Annotated in this window: 17 protein-coding genes; 5 read left to right on the plus strand and 12 right to left on the minus strand. The window is 60.4% G+C overall.

Annotated features, from left to right (window positions below; genetic code table 11):
* Positions 1-16 precede the first annotated feature (16 nt).
* The 4 genes from Q0753_RS11705 to Q0753_RS11720 all read left to right on the plus strand — a co-directional run bounded on the left by Q0753_RS11705 (position 17) and on the right by Q0753_RS11720 (position 6400).
* Complete coding sequence (locus tag Q0753_RS11705) at positions 17-3799, plus strand: YhdP family protein (RefSeq protein ID WP_298720969.1); 3783 nt, start codon at positions 17-19, stop codon at positions 3797-3799.
* A gap of 10 nt (positions 3800-3809) precedes the next feature.
* The gene (locus tag Q0753_RS11710) at positions 3810-4640 is read left to right on the plus strand and encodes a carbon-nitrogen hydrolase family protein (RefSeq protein WP_298720972.1); all 831 of its coding nucleotides are present in this window, start codon (positions 3810-3812) and stop codon (positions 4638-4640) included.
* A complete protein-coding gene (gene tldD / locus Q0753_RS11715) occupies positions 4630-6075 on the plus strand; it encodes a metalloprotease TldD (RefSeq protein WP_298720975.1) in 1446 nt (481 codons plus the stop codon). Before Q0753_RS11710 ends, tldD begins: the two co-directional genes overlap by 11 nt.
* 130 nt (positions 6076-6205) lie before the next feature.
* Positions 6206-6400, plus strand: coding sequence for a hypothetical protein (locus Q0753_RS11720; protein ID WP_298720981.1), 195 nt, complete (start codon positions 6206-6208; stop codon positions 6398-6400).
* Positions 6401-6480: 80 nt separating this feature from the next.
* Here the strand turns inward: Q0753_RS11720 and yjgA are convergent, their stop codons facing one another.
* The gene (gene yjgA / locus Q0753_RS11725; RefSeq protein ID WP_298720984.1) at positions 6481-7011 is read right to left on the minus strand and encodes a ribosome biogenesis factor YjgA; all 531 of its coding nucleotides are present in this window, start codon (positions 7009-7011) and stop codon (positions 6481-6483) included.
* Positions 7012-7114: 103 nt separating this feature from the next.
* On the opposite strand from yjgA, the gene pmbA reads away from it, so the two are divergent.
* Complete coding sequence (pmbA, locus tag Q0753_RS11730; protein WP_298720987.1) at positions 7115-8455, plus strand: metalloprotease PmbA; 1341 nt, start codon at positions 7115-7117, stop codon at positions 8453-8455.
* 147 nt (positions 8456-8602) lie between these two features.
* On the opposite strand, the gene mgtE is transcribed toward pmbA, so the two are convergent.
* Genes mgtE through Q0753_RS11785 form a run of 11 tightly spaced genes read right to left on the minus strand, consistent with a single transcriptional unit; the run spans position 8603 to position 16691 of the window.
* Positions 8603-9964, minus strand: coding sequence for a magnesium transporter (mgtE, locus tag Q0753_RS11735; RefSeq protein WP_298720990.1), 1362 nt, complete (start codon positions 9962-9964; stop codon positions 8603-8605).
* 40 nt (positions 9965-10004) lie between these two features.
* Positions 10005-10280, minus strand: coding sequence for an HPr family phosphocarrier protein (locus Q0753_RS11740; protein ID WP_298720993.1), 276 nt, complete (start codon positions 10278-10280; stop codon positions 10005-10007).
* The gene (rapZ, locus tag Q0753_RS11745) at positions 10273-11133 is read right to left on the minus strand and encodes an RNase adapter RapZ (RefSeq protein WP_298720995.1); all 861 of its coding nucleotides are present in this window, start codon (positions 11131-11133) and stop codon (positions 10273-10275) included. Before rapZ ends, Q0753_RS11740 begins: the two co-directional genes overlap by 8 nt.
* A gap of 10 nt (positions 11134-11143) precedes the next feature.
* Positions 11144-11590 carry a PTS IIA-like nitrogen regulatory protein PtsN gene (gene ptsN, locus Q0753_RS11750; protein ID WP_298720999.1) on the minus strand — a complete coding sequence of 149 codons (447 nt, stop codon included), beginning with the start codon at positions 11588-11590 and terminating at the stop codon, positions 11144-11146.
* 2 nt (positions 11591-11592) lie between these two features.
* On the minus strand, positions 11593-11880 hold the full coding sequence (gene hpf / locus Q0753_RS11755) for a ribosome hibernation promoting factor (RefSeq protein ID WP_298721002.1): 288 nt from the start codon (positions 11878-11880) through the stop codon (positions 11593-11595).
* Positions 11881-11904: 24 nt separating this feature from the next.
* Entirely contained in the window at positions 11905-13344 is a 1440-nt protein-coding gene (locus Q0753_RS11760; protein ID WP_298721005.1) for an RNA polymerase factor sigma-54, read from the minus strand.
* A gap of 49 nt (positions 13345-13393) precedes the next feature.
* Positions 13394-14119, minus strand: coding sequence for an LPS export ABC transporter ATP-binding protein (gene lptB, locus Q0753_RS11765; RefSeq protein ID WP_298721008.1), 726 nt, complete (start codon positions 14117-14119; stop codon positions 13394-13396).
* Between the two features lie 2 nt (positions 14120-14121).
* Complete coding sequence (lptA, locus tag Q0753_RS11770; RefSeq protein ID WP_298721011.1) at positions 14122-14652, minus strand: lipopolysaccharide transport periplasmic protein LptA; 531 nt, start codon at positions 14650-14652, stop codon at positions 14122-14124.
* Complete coding sequence (gene lptC, locus Q0753_RS11775; RefSeq protein ID WP_298721013.1) at positions 14621-15169, minus strand: LPS export ABC transporter periplasmic protein LptC; 549 nt, start codon at positions 15167-15169, stop codon at positions 14621-14623. The genes lptA and lptC overlap by 32 nt, the downstream gene beginning before the upstream one ends.
* Positions 15166-15720, minus strand: coding sequence for a 3-deoxy-manno-octulosonate-8-phosphatase KdsC (gene kdsC, locus Q0753_RS11780; protein ID WP_298721201.1), 555 nt, complete (start codon positions 15718-15720; stop codon positions 15166-15168). Before kdsC ends, lptC begins: the two co-directional genes overlap by 4 nt.
* Complete coding sequence (locus tag Q0753_RS11785) at positions 15717-16691, minus strand: KpsF/GutQ family sugar-phosphate isomerase (protein WP_298721016.1); 975 nt, start codon at positions 16689-16691, stop codon at positions 15717-15719. Before Q0753_RS11785 ends, kdsC begins: the two co-directional genes overlap by 4 nt.
* Positions 16692-16767: the final 76 nt, after the last annotated feature.

The raw sequence follows: 16767 nt of genomic DNA on the forward strand, positions 1-16767 counted from the left end.
GCTGTTCAGGCGGGGCTTGAGCTGGGCCTGGCTGGGGCTGGCGGCAACGGCGGTCCTGCTGGCGGTGCTGGTGACCCTGTTGCGCTTTGGCTCACCCTGGCTGGCCGGCTGGCAGCAACAATGGCTGGACCGGCTGTCGAGTGAGCAGCATTTGACGCTGGAAGTGGGCCGCCTGGGGTTGAGCTGGCAGGATTACGGCCCGGTACTGGTGGTGAACGAGGTCAGCCTGCACCCGCAGGATGCGCCGGCCATCACCCTGCGGCGCGCCCTGGTGAGTGTGCAGTTATGGCAAAGTCTGCGTCAGTGGCGGCCGGTACTGAATGAACTGACCCTGGATGGCCTCCGTTTGCCGCTGAATCTGAGCGGCGAGCAGAATGCCGTCCAGCCTCCCGACCTGAGCTGGCTACCGCAGCTGGCGCTCGAGGGAGTGGAACGCTTTTCCCTCAACGATGCCCTGCTGGTGGTGACCACACCGCAGCAGGACCTGTTCGAGCTGCATCTTCCCGCTCTGCACTGGCAGAATGCGCCCGGTTTGCATCAGGGGCGGGGCCGTCTGGGCTTTGGTCCCGACGCCGAGCAACAGGTGCGCCTCAGCAGCCGTTTCACCGGACCGGTTGACCGACTCGACGGCGGTATTTATCTGCATGCCGATGACGTCGATGCCTCCGTCGTCCTTTCCCGTATTCGCCCCGCCGATTCATCGGTGAGCGCCGATCTCGACTTCGAATTATGGCTGGAATGGCAGCAGGGCCGGCTCAGCGCCGGGGTGCTGGAACTGGGTGAAAACCGGTTGCGCTGGGGCGATGATCATCAGGTGTTGGTGGATGGCGGCCGGTTGCAGTGGCAACCGACCGATGCCGGCTGGCAGCTCGCCAGCAGCGATGTCGATATCAGCGTCGACGGCGATGCCTGGCCGAGCTGGTCTCTTCAGCTGGACCGGCAGCAGGATCGATTGCACGGTTATCTGGATCGACTGACCTTTACCGACCTGGCCCTGCTGGCCCAGTGGGGCGAAAGCTTCTGGCCGACCAGTGCCCGTCAGCTGGCCGGCATTGCCCCCCGCGGCCATCTTGCCAATCTCTATTTTTCCTCCGCCGCCTCCGGTGACGACTGGCGCTGGCAGGGCGAGCTGGAAGACGTCAGCACCAGTGCCTTCGAGTGGACACCGCAAACCCGGGGTCTCAACGGTGATTTTTTGCTGGCCGCCGATCATGGCCAGTTGAGCCTGAACCAGCAAGCGGCGGCCGACTGGGTCTACGATGGTGCCTTTCGCGAGCCCTGGCCGATGCAGCGTTTGTCGACCGGGTTGCGCTGGCAAAAGCAGCCGGACGGCTGGCTGCTGTGGAGCGATGAACTGGAAGTGAATACCGCCGACCTGGCGCTGCAGGGCTGGTTCAGCCTGCAGTTGCCGAGCCGGGGCGCACCTCTGCTCAGTACCTCGGCGCGGGTGAATGTCTTGCGAGCCGAACGGGCCTTCAGTTATTTTCCCGAACCATTGATGGGCTCACGCCTGGTGAACTATCTGCAGGGGGCCATTCGTGGCGGCCAGGCCGAGGGTGCCGAAGTGCTCTGGTACGGGCGACTCACCGGGTTTCCCTATCACGATGACAGCGGTATTTTTCAGGCCCGGGTGCCGCTGCGCCAGGCCGAATTTCGCTTCGATCCCCACTGGCAACCGCTGACCGATCTCAGCCTGGATTTGCTGTTTGAAAATGATGGCCTCTACATGCGGGGGCCGGAAGGGCGCCTGGGCGCGGTAAATGCCCGCGCCATCGATGCGCGCATAGTGCCGCTGAACAAGGCGGCCAAACTGGAACTCAGTGCCGACATTGCAGGCGCCGGTGAGGCGGTCACCGCCTATCTGCAGGATTCAGCTCTGGCGGCCTCGGTCGGGACCACTCTGGAGCAGGTGCAGGTGACGGGCCCGCTGACGGGGCGGCTGGCGCTGGCCATTCCCTTGCACGGCGGCCCGGTGGCGGTAGCGGGCCAGGTCGACTTTGCACGCAATCGGGTACGGGTCAAACCGCTGGATCTGCCGCTCGATCAGGTGAGTGGCCGCCTGCTGTTCGATGAGCGGCAGACCCGTTTCGAGGGCATGGAGGCCAACTGGAACGGACAACCGCTGCAGCTGGATTACCGCGGGCAGCAGACTGCCGCCGGCTACGAGGTAGGTATCGACATGCGGGGGCGGCTGCAGGCCGCCGCGCTGGCGCGAGCTTACCCGCCGCTGCAGGCGCTGGACGGCGCGGCCGACTGGCGCGGCAAACTCAAGCTGACGCTGGCGGAGGGAGGCAAGCTGGATTATCGCTTTCAGGCCGACTCGGCGCTGCAAGGGCTGACCAGCCGCCTGCCGTCGCCGTTGAACAAGGCCGGCAACCAAGCCTGGCCCAGTCAGCTCGAGCTGACGGGGGATGGTCAGCAGGCGCGGATTGAGCTGACCCTGGGTGAGCAGATTAGAGGGCTGGCCGGGGTGGGGTTCGGGCCGAACGGTGCCAGGGTGCAGCGGCTGTGGTTGTCGGCCGGGGCCGGCGTTCAGCCCACTCTGCCTCGGGCACCACTGGATATCGCGGTGCGGGTAGCGGACTTACCGCTGGATGACTGGCTGGTGCTGTTAAGGGATGCACAACCGGCGTCTTCCCGCTCCAATGCTTCCTTGCCGCCGGGTGCCAGCCCCCGAATTACCTGGCCGACCTCTTACCGGGTGTCGGTGCAGGCCAGTCGGGCCCGGCTCTGGCAGTATCCCCTTAACCAGCTTAGGTTGTCGATTGGCCCGGCGGAGAGGCAGCGACAGCAGCTGAATGTGACCGCCGAGCAGGCGGATGGCACCCTGAGCTGGGGTGATAATCAGCCGGTGCAGGCGCAGTTCAGGCGACTCTGGCTGACGCCGAATGCGAGTGCGCCAAGCGCTGTATCAACAGTAAAATCCGCTGCTGTGCCAGACGGGGTAACCCCCGGCCGGCTGCCGGCCGTGCAGTTTCGCTGTGACGACTGCCGCTGGCAGCAGCTGGCGTTGGGCAAGGTGGCTTTTGAATTACGCCCCCAGCCGGAACAGAATGGGATGCAGCTGACCGAACTGAGTCTTGACGGCCCGCTGCTGCAGGCCCGGGCTCATGGCCAGTGGTTGCAGCATCAGAGCGGCAACCTGAGCCGACTGGAGTGGCAAAGCAGCACCTCATCGTTGCAGCGGCTGTGGCAGGCATTGGGTAAAGAGTCGCCGTTCAGCGAAACGCCGGCCCGACTCGAAGGGCAACTGCGCTGGCTGGATGTACCCTGGCGACCGGATCTGGCCAGTCTTAACGGTCAACTGAAAGCCGACACCGATGCCGGTGTATTGCGCGAAGTGAACGACAGGGGCGCCGGTCTGTTGTCGGTACTGAGCATGGAGTCGGTATTGCGTCGGCTAAGGCTGGACTTTCGTGACGTGTTCGAGCAGGGTTTCTATTTTGATCGTATCAGCGCCAGCGGCGCGCTGCACAACGGGGTATTACAGAACGACGATTTGGCCCTTGATGGGGCAGCCGGTAACCTGCGCGGCGGCGGACGGGTGGATCTGGCGGCGGAGCTGCTCGATTATCGTCTGGAGTTTACACCCAATCTCACCGGCAACCTGCCGGTGCTGGCGGCCTTTGCGGTCACCCCGGTGACCGGGCTTTACGTGCTGGCGCTGTCCAAGGTGCTGGGCCCGGTGGTGGATGTGTTTACCCGCATTCGCTACCGAGTAGAGGGCCCTTTGGAACGGCCCAGGGTGACCGAGCTGGGACGGGAGCGAAAACGGGTCGCCGTGCCCGGTAACGAATAAGGAGTACGCCATGGAACTGGTTGCGATACAGATAACGGCCGGGCCCGACTGGCCGGAAAACCGGGCCAGGCTGGAAAGCTGGCTGGAGCAATTACCGTCGACGCGTCCCTTGCTGGTGCAACTGCCGGAAAATGCCGTGGTGTTTGGCAGCAAGGCGGCGGCGCGGCAGCTGGCCGAGCCGCTGGGCGAAGGCCCGATACAGGCCCGGTTCAGTCAATGGGCCCGCGAACTGGGCATCTGGCTGGTAGTCGGCTCCATGCCGACCCGTATCGAGGGCAGCGAACGGCTGCACGCCACCAGTCTGGTCTATAACGATCGGGGCGAGCGAATGGGTCATTATCACAAGCTGCACCTGTTCGATGTGGATGTGGCCGATGATCAGGGGAGCTATCGGGAGTCGGCCACCTATGCGCCCGGCGACGAACTGTGTGTGATCGACAGTCCCTTCGGGCGTCTGGGGTTGTCTATCTGTTATGATTTACGTTTTCCCGAGTTATACCGGGCGTTGCGTGAACGGGGCGCCGAGATCCTGATGGTGCCGGCGGCCTTTACCCGGGTCACCGGTCAGGCGCACTGGCTGCCCTTGTTACAGGCCCGCGCCATCGAAAACCAGTGTTATGTGCTGGCGGCGGGCCTCTATGGCGAACAGGGCCAACGACAGACCTGGGGCCATTCGGTGATTCTCGATCCCTGGGGCGAGGTTCAGGCCTGCCTGCCCAAGGGCGAGGGGCTGGTGGTCGCCCCGCTGGATCCGGAACGACTGTCACGCATTCGCCGTCAGATGCCGGTTGCACAACATGCCCGCCTGAGCGCGGTTTGGAGAGACAAGCATGAGTATTGAACAGATTAATCGCAGCCTGCTGATCCCGAACGAACTGGATATGGCGCTGCTGGACGCCCAGCTGGCCCGACTGAGCCGGCATCAGATCGATTTTGCCGATCTCTATTTTCAGAACAGCGTGCACGAGTCCTGGGTGCTGGAAGACGGCATCGTCAAGGATGGCAGCTACAACATAGAGCAGGGGGTAGGCGTGCGGGCGGTCAGCGGTGAAAAGACCGGTTTCGCCTACTCCGACGAACTAACGGCAACGGCGCTCGATCAGGCGGTGAGCGCCGCCCGGGGCATTGCCGAGCAGGGCGGCGATGGTCGCTTCCAGATTGGCCGCGAGCGCGCCATTGCGCCGCGTTATTTTGGTCTCAACCCGCTCGATACCCTGACCCGGGAGCAGAAGATTGCCCTGTTGCAGCAGATGGATGCCTTCGCCCGCAGCCTGGATCCGGCGGTCACTCAGGTGATTGCCTCCATTTCCGGTGTGTATGAAGAGATACTGGTGATGGCGACCGACGGCACCCTGGCCACCGATTTACGCCCTCTGGTGCGGCTGAACTGTTCGGTGCTGGTGGAGCGCAAAGGGCGGCGCGAACGGGGTGGCAGCGGTGGCGGCGGCCGGGTCGGCTACGACTATTTTCTGGAAGAGCTGGACGGCCAGCCCAGGGCCATGAGCTATGTGAAAGAAGCGGTGCGGCAGGCGCTGGTCAATCTGGAAGCGATAGACGCTCCGGCCGGCACCATGCCGGTGGTGCTGGGCGCCGGCTGGCCCGGTGTCTTGCTGCACGAGGCGGTGGGACACGGACTGGAAGGCGACTTCAACCGCAAGGGCTCGTCTGCCTATGCCGGTCGTATCGGCGAGCAGGTTGCCTCCAGCCTGTGCACCATAGTGGATGACGGCACCCTGGCCAACCGCCGCGGCTCGCTGACCATCGACGATGAAGGTACCGAAAGCGCTTATAACGTATTGATCGAAAACGGCACGCTCAAGGGCTACATGCAGGACAAGCTCAATGCCCGGCTGATGGGCGTGGCGCCCACCGGCAACGGCCGGCGGGAGTCTTATGCTCACCTGCCCATGCCGCGCATGACCAACACCTATATGTTGCCGGGCGAGACACCGCCGGAAGAGATCATCCGCAGCGTGAAGAAGGGCATCTATGCGCCCAACTTCGGCGGTGGTCAGGTGGATATTACCTCCGGGCGCTTCGTGTTTTCCGCCTCCGAGGCCTATCTCATCGAAGACGGCAAGCTGACCGCGCCAATCAAGGGCGCCACCCTGATCGGCAATGGTCCCGAGGCCATGAGCCAGGTGTCCATGGTCGGTAACGATCTGGCGCTGGATGCCGGTGTAGGTGTGTGTGGCAAGGAAGGCCAGAGCGTACCGGTGGGCGTCGGTCAGCCGACCCTCAAGCTGGATCGAATGACGGTGGGTGGTACTCAGTAAGCTCTCTGATTGATTATTGACCTGATTATTAACTACAGGTTAACGGTTTTTTTCTGTGCGATTCGGGGGCGATGCGGTGTCTAATGTTTGCTGAGTCACGTGAATGCGTGGAAGCAAACTGGAGGCGATAATGATGAAAACATTGCTATCGATAGCCTTTGCCTCTGTTCTAGGGTTGATGTTGATGCCGGCTCAGGCCGGTTCGGTGCTAAATGTGCAGCAGCCTGTAGTGCAGGAAATGGCAAGCAGGGGCGACGGTGTTGATGCCCGTGAATGTGCCAAGTTACGTAAAATGGGTAAAAAACCGGCGGGTATGTGTTTTTAACCGCTGAATGAGCCTATTAATAACAACGGGAGCCCAGGCTCCCGTTGTGCTGTCTGTATCTTCGTCCCGGTGTGGCAGAATTACGAAGGGTCTGAGCCCAGGGTCTGTTTCAGATACTGGAACAGCTCGCGGTAGGCCTGGGGGGGCAGACCGGCGGCCAGTTCCTTGCGGCCCTGACGCGCGAGCTGGCGCAGCTTTTGCCGATCCAGGTTGCGGTGCTCCGCCAGCAACGCGTTCACACCCTTGTCGCCTTCCTTGATCAGCCGGTCACGCCATAACTCCAGCTTATGGAAATGGGCATTGGCGACGGCACTTTTGTGCTCGAAGCCTGCCAATGCTTTCTGGATATCGGTGACGTCCCGGGTGCGCATCAGCTTGCCGATATACGACATGTGGCGGCGCAGACCTTCCCGCTTGTTGTGAAGCTTGTGTGCCAGCTCTATGGCTTCCAGCAAATCTTCATCCAGTGGCACCTTGGCCAGTTCGTGAGGCTGAAGCTTGACCAGCGACTCCCCCAGTTTTTGCAGGGCGCGGCTTTCCCGCTTCATCTCGCTTTTACTGACCCATTCGATTTCATCATCGTGGCCGTTGGGGGCGTCGTGCTGGCTCATAGTTTTTCCGTCTCGATTAACATATACATATATATTACCAGCTTCTCCCAAGGCGCGCAGGGGTCTGTTATGCTAACTCCAAACTGAGCCAGCGATGTGAATCATGACCCCAGCAGAAATTCAAACCGAACAGCGCCAGCTAGAGCTGGCCGTAGAGCAGGCCCTGGACAGCGCCAAACGACTGGGCGCCGACAGCGCCGAAGTGTCCATCAGCAAGCAGACCGGGCTTTCGGTCAACACCCGTAACGGTGAACTGGAAAATATCGAGTTCAACAAGGACGGGGCCTTAGGGATCGCCGTCTACCGGGATGGCCGCAAGGGCTCGGCCTCCACGTCCGATTTGCGCCCCGATGCCATTGCCCGCACAGTGGCGGCAGCGCTGGATATTTCCCGTTATACCACCGCCGATCCCTTCGCCGGCATCGCCGATGCCGATACCCTGGCCTGGGATGCGCCGGAGCTTGAATTGTGTTTTCCTCGTCAGCTTGAGCCTGCCGACGGTATCGAACTGGCACTGCGCTGCGAACAGCAGGCGCTGGGCCGGGACCCCCGTATCAAGCAGTCGGACGGCGCCAGCTTTTCCAGTAATCTGGGCATCAAGGTTTACGGTAACAGTCACGGCTTCATCAAGGGTTACGCCGGTAGCCGCTTCGGCATGAGCTGCGTGCTGATCGGCGAGCAGGATGGCGATATGCAGCGGGAGTACGGCTATACCTCGGCGCGCAGCTTCGAGGATCTCTGGACTCCCGAACAGGTGGCGGACGAAGCGGTCAGCCGTACCCTGGGCCGCTTGGGCGGTCGCAAAATCGACACCACCCGGGCGCCGGTGCTGTTTCATCCGGATGTGGCCGCCAGCCTGTTCGGCCATCTGGTGATGGGGATCAGCGGCGGTAACCTGTATCGCCAGTCTTCCTTTCTGCTCGATGCGCTGGGCGAGCGGATTTTCCCCGACTGGTTCGATATTCACGAGCAGCCGCACCTGCACAAGGGGCTGGCCAGCTCGCCGTTTGATAACGAAGGGGTGCGTACTCAAGAGCGCCACATCATCGAAAAGGGTGAGCTTAAAACCTATCTGTTGACCAGCTATTCGGCCCGCAAGCTCGGCATGGCGCTGACCGGACACGCCGGCGGTATTCACAACTGGACGGTGGCAAACAGCGGCCAGAGCCTGGAGCAGTTGTTGAAGATGATGGGTACCGGCCTGCTGGTGACCGAGATGATGGGCCAGGGCGTGAATATTGTCACCGGTGACTATTCCCGCGGCGCGGCCGGCTTCTGGGTGGAAAACGGCGAAATCGCCTATCCGGTGGAAGAGATCACCATCGCCGGCAATCTGAAACAGATGTTTGCGGGTATTCAAGCCATCGGCACCGACGTGGAAACCCGTTCCAGCCTGCAGACCGGCTCTGTACTGATCGACGAGATGAAAATCGCAGGGCAGTAACTGCAGGGAATTGGGATTAGGGACTGGGGACTGGAAGTTCGGGATCGAGTCCCTAATCACCAGTCCCTGCTCCCTCTTTGTAATCAGGAGCTTGGGTTGGGATTTACTGCGCTTATCCCAATCTACTGCTATTCCCTATTCCCCCGGTCAGTGCAGCAATATCAGGGTCGAGAGACCCAGGAAGGAGAACAGACCGACGATGTCGGTGACGGTGGTCAGGGCCATGGAGCCGGCCAGCGCCGGGTCGATGTTGAGCTTGCGCATCACCAGCGGAATGGCGGCGCCGGCCAGCCCCGCGACCGACAGATTGATGAACATGGCCGAGGCCAGCACCAGGCCTATCTCCCAGCTGCCTTTCCACAGACTCACCACTACCGCCACCATCACCGCCCACAGCAGGCCGTTGAACAGCCCCACCAGCGCCTCCTTGGTCAGCAGCCAGCGGGCGTTGCTGTCGCCGATATGGCCGACCGCCATGCCGCGGATCACCAATGCCAGGGTCTGATTGCCGGCGATACCGCCCATGGAGGGCACTATGGTCATCAGAATCGCCAGAGTAGCCAGCTGTGACAGGGTTTCCTCGAACATGTTGGAGACGCTGGCGGCGAGCAGGGCCGAGCCCAGGTTGACGGTGAGCCAGATGGAGCGGCGACGGGCACTGGTCAGTACCGGCGCGAAGGTATCTTCGTCATCATCCATCTTGGCCATGCCCATCATCGAGTGTTCGCCTTCCTCTCGAATGATGTCCACCACGTCATCGATGGTGATACGGCCCAGCAACTGATAGTCCTCATCGACCACCGGCGCCGACAGCCAGTCGTGACGCTCGAACAGGTTGGCCACGTCGGTGTCGGTCATGGTCAGCGGTATGGCTTCCACCTGGGTATCCATGGCCTCGGCAACCGTGGTGGCCGGATCCTGCACCACCAGGCTGGCGAGGGAAATATCGCCCAGCAGCCGGTTATTCTGGTCGACCACATACAGCGTATCGGTGCCCTCCGGCAGTTCGGTATGCAGGCGCAGGTAGCGCAGTACCACCTCGATGCTGACATCGGCCCGCAGGGTGATGAACTCGGTATTCATGATGGAGCCTGCGGTGTCTTCCGGATACGACAGCGCCTGCTGGGCTCGCTGCCGATCCTGCTCATCCATCTGGGTAAGTACCTGATTGAACAGCTGCTCGGGCAGATCCCGCAGTACATAGGCCAGATCGTCCGACTCCATGTCTTCCAGTGCGGCGGCCAGTTTGCCCGGATCCATCAGCCGGATAATGCCGTCTCTGACTTCCTCCGACAGCTCTTCCAGGATTTCGCCGTATTCATCCGGGTCGATCAGCTGCCACAATACCTTGCGACTGGGAGAGGGAGATGATTCCAGCAGCCAGGCGACGTCGCCGGGGCGCATCTGTTGCAGCATGCGGCGAACGTGCACGAACATGCCGCCGTTCAGCGCCTGGGTAATGGTGTCCAGATGATCCTGCGTTCTTGGCTTTTCTAATGATTCTGTCATCCGGACTCCAGCCTTCTGCGGGGGGAAGGCGATAGGGGAATTATTCCGATTCGTTGAAGCGGTCGGCGACCAGGCGGGAGACGGCGTTCATGGCGGCTTCTGCATCCGGCCCTTCGGCAACGACGCGAATGGCGTGCCCCTGGGCGGTTTCCAGCATCAGCAAGCCCATGACGCTGTTGGCCGGGGCCTGTTTTTCCTGGTTGCAAACGGTCACGGTGGCATCGAATTGCTGGGTTAACTGTACCAGCTGAATGGCGGCCCGGGCATGGAGCCCGAGCTTGTTGACGATTTGCAGATCCCGCTCGATTCTAGTCATGTTGCTTTTCCAGGGTCCGGTGGCGCAGTTGTACGCTTTTGCCCATTTGCCGGAATATCTGTGCGAGCTGCTCGACGATATACACGGATCTGTGCTTGCCACCGGTACAACCGATGGCGACGGTCACGTAACTGCGGTTGTTGCGTTCCAGGTGCGGCATCCAGGTGACCAGCAGGTTTTCAATCTGCCACAGGTATTTGGTGACCTCGGGCTGGCTGCTCAGGTAGCTGGCGACCGGCTCGTCCTGGCCGCTGAAAGGGCGCAACTCGGCTATCCAGTGGGGGTTGGGCAGAAAGCGGGCATCGAACACGAAATCCGCATCCTGAGAAATACCGTATTTGTAGCCGAAAGACTCGAATACCCAGTTCAGTTCCCGTTCCTTCTTGCCGAGAATACGGGCACGGATAATTTCGCTCAGATCGTGAATACTGAGATCGGAAGTGTCGATGCGCAGATCGGCGGTGGAAGACAGGGGTGCCAGCAGGTGGGTTTCCTGACGGATGGCTTCGTCCAGGGTCAGGCTGTGACGAGACAAGGGGTGCAGCCGGCGAGTGTCGCCGAAGCGACGGATCAGGGCGGCATTGTCCGCGTCGATAAAAATACTGGACAGGCTGACCCCTTCCATGGCGCCGATGTCGGCCAGACAGGCTTCCAGTTTGTCGGCACTGTCGGGTAGGTTGCGCACATCGATGCTGACCGCCACCTCACCGGGTTCGCGCCGACGCATCTGTACCAGCTCGGGCAGCAGCTCGACGGGCAGGTTGTCGACACAGTAATAACCCAGATCCTCGAGCACACGCAGGGCCACGGTTTTACCCGAGCCCGAACGACCACTGACGATCACCAGCTGCATATTGTTCTCCTCAGGAAGACACCATGATGTGATAGAGCTCGTCATCGCTGCCGGCCTGGCGCAACTGCTTGCAGACCTGTTTGTTGCTGAGCTTTTCGGCAATCAATGACAGCGTCTTCAGGTGCTGCTTACATTCTTGTTCCGGTACCAGCAGGGCGAATACCAGGCCTACGGGCTGATTGTCGATGGCATCAAACTCCACCGGCTCGGCAAAGGTGAGTAGCACCGCCGTCGCCTGGTTGTCATTGCTGATACGGCCATGGGGAATGGCGATACCGTTGCCGATGCCGGTGCTGCCCATTTTTTCCCGGGCCAGCAGGCAGTCGAACAGCTGCTGGCTGCTGATATCGAGATGCAGGGCGGCCAGCTCGCTGATGATTTCCAGCGCTCGTTTTTTGCTCGTGCAGGAGACTGCACTGCGGGTGCAGTCCCTGCTCAGTATGTCGGCGACTTCCATGGTTACTTTTGCTTGAGCTTCTCTTTGTGTTTGATGATCTGGCGATCGAGCTTGTCGATCAAGCCATCGATGGCGGCGTACATGTCGTCATGCTGGGCGTTGGCAAAAATTTCACCGCCGCTGAGATGCATTTTGGCTTCGGCCACCTGCTGCAATTTTTCCAGGGTGAGGACGACGTGTACATTGGTGATGTTGTCGAAGTGACGCTCCAGTCGGGCAAACTTGCTGTTCACATAGTCACGCAGGGAATCGGTGATTTCTACATGGTGTCCAGTCAGATTTATTTGCATATCGTCTTCCTTCTAGATCTGCCTTTACATCAGGCGCTTACGCTGATTGGAAGGGGGGATGGCCAGCGACTCCCGGTACTTGGCGATGGTCCGCCTGGCCACCTGTATCCCCTGTTCGGCCAGCAACTGGGCAATTTTACTGTCGCTCAGTGGCTTGGCCGGGTTTTCCGCACCGACCAGTTTCCTGATCAGGGCGCGAATTGCCGTCGACGAACATTCTCCGCCACTGTCGGTACCCACATGGCTGGAGAAAAAATACTTCAGCTCGAACACCCCTCTGGGGGTATGCATGAATTTCTGCGTGGTCACCCGGGAGATGGTGGATTCGTGCATTTCCACCGCTTCGGCCACATCATTCAGCACCATCGGCTTCATGGCCTCGGGCCCGTACTCAAAGAATGCCTGTTGTTGTTCAACAATACAATTGGCAACCTTGAGCAAGGTCTCATTTCGGCTTTCCAGGCTCTTGATAAACCATTTGGCATCCTGCAAATGGTTACGAATAAACTGGCCGTCTTCACTGTTTCTGGGCTGGCGCGCCATGGCGGCGTAGGTCTGATTCAGCCGTACCCTGGGCATGGCGTCATGATTGAGTTCGGCAACCCAGACGTCCTGGCGTTTGGTCACCACCACATCCGGGATCACGTACTCGGAACTGCTCTGAATCACGCTGTTGCCGGGCCTGGGCTCCAGCTGCTGGATCAGGGCCAGCACATCCCTGAGTTCTTCTTCCTTCAGCCTGGTTTTACGTTGCAGGGTGCGATAGTCCCGGTTGCCGAGCAGATCCATGTGTTGCTCAAGCACCAGGCGGGCCTCGTTCAGCCAGGGAGTGTCGGCGGGAAAGTGCTCGAGTTGAATGCGCAGGCATTCCTGCACGCTGCGGGCGGCGACGCCGACAGGGTCGAAGTGCTGAATGCGCTTCAACACCGCTTCCACCTCGTCTGCCTCGATTTCCTGGTCGCCACCGGAGACGGCGGCGAGGATATCTTCCAGATCCTGGGTCAGATAACCGGCGTCATCGATGGCGTCGATAATGGCCAGGGCGATGGCCTGATCGGTTTCACTGAAGGGGGTCAGCTGCATCTGCCACAGCAGGTAATCCTGCAGCGTTTCGGTGGTTTCTCCCTGATAGACGGTATCTTCCATTCCTTCGGGCAGGCCGCCGTTACCACTGCTGCCGGAGGAGGCGGTATAGATATCATCCCAATGAGTGTCCATCGGCAGTTCGTCGGACAGCTGGCTTTGCTCCATGGAGGTATCGGCAGCCATTTGCTCGTCGCTGCCACCGTCGGCCACTTCTATGCTGTCCGGCTCTTCCTGCTCCAGCAGGGGATTGTTTTCCAGGGCCAGCTGAATTTCCTGCTGCAGCTCCAGGCTCGACAGCTGCAGCAGGCGAATGGCCTGTTGCAGCTGGGGGGTCATGGTCAGTTGCTGTCCCAGACGTAACTGAAGAGTTGGCTTCATTGTAGAAAAGTCCTTCTATGTCAACCGCATGGGTCTTCAGCGGGCCAGCTCAGAGGCTGAATTGTTCACCAAGATAGACTTTCTTGACCTGCTCGTTCGCGAGTATTTCGGTCGGTGTGCCGGCGGCGATACGATGACCGTGGCTGACAATGTAGGCCCGTTCGCAGACATCGAGGGTCTCACGCACGTTATGGTCGGTAATCAGCACGCCCAGGCCGCGATCACGCAGGTGCAGGATGATTTTCTTGATATCGATCACCGAGATGGGATCGACCCCGGCGAAGGGCTCATCCAGCAGAATGAAACGCGGATCGGCCGCCAGCGCCCGGGCTATTTCCACCCGGCGGCGCTCGCCACCGGACAGGCTCATGCCGGCGCTGTCGCGGATATGAGTGATATTGAACTCTTCCAGCAACTGCTCCATTTTTTCGTCGCGGCCGGCGGCATCCAGATCCTGGCGGGTTTCGAGCACCGCCATCAGGTTGTCGGCCACGCTCAGGCGCCGAAAAATGGACGCTTCCTGGGGCAGGTAACCGATACCGGCCCGGGCTCGCACATGCATGGGCTCATGGCTGATGTCCTGTTCGTCGATGGTGATGCTGCCGGCATCGCGCTGTACCAGGCCCACTATCATGTAGAAGGAGGTGGTCTTGCCGGCGCCGTTGGGACCGAGCAGGCCGACGATCTGACCGGTGTTGACGGTCAGGCTGACATCGGCCACCACCTGGCGGCCCTTGTAACTCTTCTGCAGCCCGCGGGCTTTCAGTGTTGCCATGATCAGTTCTGCGTCTCTTTTTTATTTATGTCCTGCAGTTGTTCGGGCAGAAAAATGGTGGTGACGCGGTCTTTTCCGCCCTGGCTTTCGGCTTCCATCTGCTCCTTGTCGATATGGTAGCGGATTCGGTAGCCGGTCACGATATTGTCGTTTTGCGTAAGCTTCGCTTCCTTCAGCAGGGTAATGGTGCGTGCCTTCATATCGTAGTGGATTTCCCGGGCCTCGGCCTTGACCGGCTGGCCGCTGTCGAGCACCTGATAGTAGGTGGCCGGTGCGCCGTGGGCGGTCATCGATTGCAGGCCCTGGTCGTTGCGGATCACCACCAGTTTGTCGGCCCGCACATCCATGGTGCCCTGTTTGACCACGACCCTATCGCTGAAGGTGACCTTGTTGTCGACCAGCTCCACCAGCTGACGACCGGCATCGATGGTCACCGGCTGGTTGAAGTCTGCCTCTTTGGCCTCGGCCAGACTCAGGCCGAGGGCCAGCAGGCCACCGATGCTAAGGAGTAAAGTAGGTTGCCCGGGTTTCATGCAGTAATTCCACCGTTTGTTGATCAAGCTTGCCCAGCAGCCCCTGGCCCTGGGCCTGATAAGTGGGGCTGTTCAGTTGTACGTTCCGGTTGGATCGCAGCTGATTCTTAATAAAATCCAGTTCCAGATATTCGGTGGTCAGGGTTCTCACCAGAGCATCCGGTTGCAGCCCCCGGCCGACCACGGTGCCGTTCAGTACCGCGTTATCATTGGTGTTGAGCATGCCCTCGTCACCGCTCAGCCGCCATTGTGGCTGGCCATCGGGCGAATAGAGCAAGATAACAGGTTTTTCCATCAGGGTCATGGCCAGCGGTTGGTAGTACTCCGCATATTCCGCATCCAGTCCGCGGTAGGGCAGACCCAGCTGGTTGTATTGCACGCTGCGCAGGTTTTTGGCAATAAAATCCGGCTGATAATCCTGCTGATTGACCGGGGCATCGGTGACCGGCCGAAACCACTGCCAGCAGACCAGCGCGACCAGAAACAGGCCACCAAACCACCAGGTCTGGCGGCTCACAGGCTCATGCCCCTGGCCTGTTCCAGCTCGCCCCGCGCCTCAAGCAGCAGGTCGCATACTTCGCGCACCGCGCCTCGGCCGCCGTCGATGCGGGTAACATAGTCGGCCTGTCGCAGCACCAGCGGGTGAGCATCGGCCACCGCCACGCCCAGGCCACAGTCCAGCATCACCGTCAAATCGACCACGTCATCGCCAATATAGGCGACATGCTCCGGTCCGAGCTTGAGGGTATCCAGCAGGGCACGATAGCTGTGTATCTTGTCGCTCTGACCCTGATAAACATGGGTGACCCCGAGGGAGGCCATGCGCTCGCTGACGATGCGGGAGTCCCGCCCGGTGATTACCGCCACCTGAATACCGGCGTTGAGCAGCGCCTTGATGCCGAAACCGTCCTTGGTGCAGAAGCTCTTGTATTCTTCACCCTGATTACCGAGATAGATCATGCCGTCGGACAGCACGCCGTCCACATCGCAGATCAGCAGTTTTATCCCGGCCATCCGCTGCCAGACGTCGCCGGCCACCGGGCCGTAAAGGCTTGGTTGTTGCATCAGATCACTCCTGCGCGTAACAGATCGTGCATGTTGAAGGCGCCCACCGGATGCTGTTGTTCATCCAGCACCAGCAGACCGCTTATTTTCTTTTCTTCCATCAGATTGACCGCTTCTGCCACCAGCATGGCGGCGTGTACCGTGGTACAGCTGCGGGTCATCACCTGTGCGATGCAAGTGTGATGCAGATCGATTTTATGATCCAGGGTGCGGCGCAGGTCGCCATCGGTGTAGATACCCACCAGTTTTTGCCGGTCATCGACCACGGCGGTAAAGCCCAGACCGGTGCGGCCGATTTCCAGTAGTGCGTCGATAATCAGTGTGTCCAGTCCGACTTTCGGTACCTGATCGTCTTTGTGCATCACATCGCCCACCCGCAGCAGCAGGCGCTTGCCGAGGGCGCCGCCGGGGTGACTGAGGGCGAAGTCATCGGCGGTAAAGCCGCGGGCTTCCAGCAGGGAAACGGCAAGGGCGTCGCCCATCACCAGGGCGGCGGTGGTGCTGGCGGTCGGAGCCAGGCCAAGCGGGCAGGCTTCCTGCTCCACCCGGGTGCACAGATGCACGTTGGCTTCTCGTGCCATGGTGGAGGCGGGGTTGCCGGTCAGACAGATCAACGGCAGCCCGCGGCGCTTGAGCACCGGCAGCAGAGAAATGATTTCGCTGCTCTCACCCGAGTTGGACAGGGCCAGCACCACATCGTCCTTGCCGATCATGCCGAGATCCCCATGGCTGGCCTCGCCCGGATGCACGAAAAAGGCGGGCGTGCCGGTACTGGCCAGGGTAGCGGCGATTTTATTGGCGATATGCCCGGATTTACCCATGCCGGTGACGATGATTTTCCCCGGGCACTGGAACATCAGCCGGCAGGCATGATTGAACGCCTGGTCCAGATATTGATAAAGGCCATCGATGGCCGCCTTTTCAATATCCAGTACCTGCTTGGCGGTTTTTCGATAATCAAATTCTGCAGTCATAGCTTTCTCCACACCTTAGGCGGCGCCATTATAGAAAAGCTTGTGCCGATAAGCGACTGATGTAATAAAAACGGTA

Origin of the sequence: uncultured Oceanisphaera sp., assembly GCF_947495715.1 — a bacterium.
Classification (GTDB): Bacteria; Pseudomonadota; Gammaproteobacteria; order Enterobacterales; family Aeromonadaceae; genus Oceanimonas; species Oceanimonas sediminis.

Coding starts and splice junctions, on each gene's coding strand:
- tldD (WP_298720975.1), top strand. CDS start 4,630: ATGAGTATTGAACAGATTAATCGCAGCCTGCTGATCCCGAACGAACTG.
- Q0753_RS11710 (WP_298720972.1), top strand. CDS start 3,810: ATGGAACTGGTTGCGATACAGATAACGGCCGGGCCCGACTGGCCGGAA.
- mgtE (WP_298720990.1), bottom strand. CDS start 9,964: ATGACAGAATCATTAGAAAAGCCAAGAACGCAGGATCATCTGGACACC.
- Q0753_RS11720 (WP_298720981.1), top strand. CDS start 6,206: ATGATGAAAACATTGCTATCGATAGCCTTTGCCTCTGTTCTAGGGTTG.
- lptA (WP_298721011.1), bottom strand. CDS start 14,652: ATGAAACCCGGGCAACCTACTTTACTCCTTAGCATCGGTGGCCTGCTG.
- Q0753_RS11760 (WP_298721005.1), bottom strand. CDS start 13,344: ATGAAGCCAACTCTTCAGTTACGTCTGGGACAGCAACTGACCATGACC.
- Q0753_RS11740 (WP_298720993.1), bottom strand. CDS start 10,280: ATGACTAGAATCGAGCGGGATCTGCAAATCGTCAACAAGCTCGGGCTC.
- ptsN (WP_298720999.1), bottom strand. CDS start 11,590: ATGGAAGTCGCCGACATACTGAGCAGGGACTGCACCCGCAGTGCAGTC.
- hpf (WP_298721002.1), bottom strand. CDS start 11,880: ATGCAAATAAATCTGACTGGACACCATGTAGAAATCACCGATTCCCTG.
- rapZ (WP_298720995.1), bottom strand. CDS start 11,133: ATGCAGCTGGTGATCGTCAGTGGTCGTTCGGGCTCGGGTAAAACCGTG.
- lptB (WP_298721008.1), bottom strand. CDS start 14,119: ATGGCAACACTGAAAGCCCGCGGGCTGCAGAAGAGTTACAAGGGCCGC.
- yjgA (WP_298720984.1), bottom strand. CDS start 7,011: ATGAGCCAGCACGACGCCCCCAACGGCCACGATGATGAAATCGAATGG.
- Q0753_RS11785 (WP_298721016.1), bottom strand. CDS start 16,691: ATGACTGCAGAATTTGATTATCGAAAAACCGCCAAGCAGGTACTGGAT.
- pmbA (WP_298720987.1), top strand. CDS start 7,115: ATGACCCCAGCAGAAATTCAAACCGAACAGCGCCAGCTAGAGCTGGCC.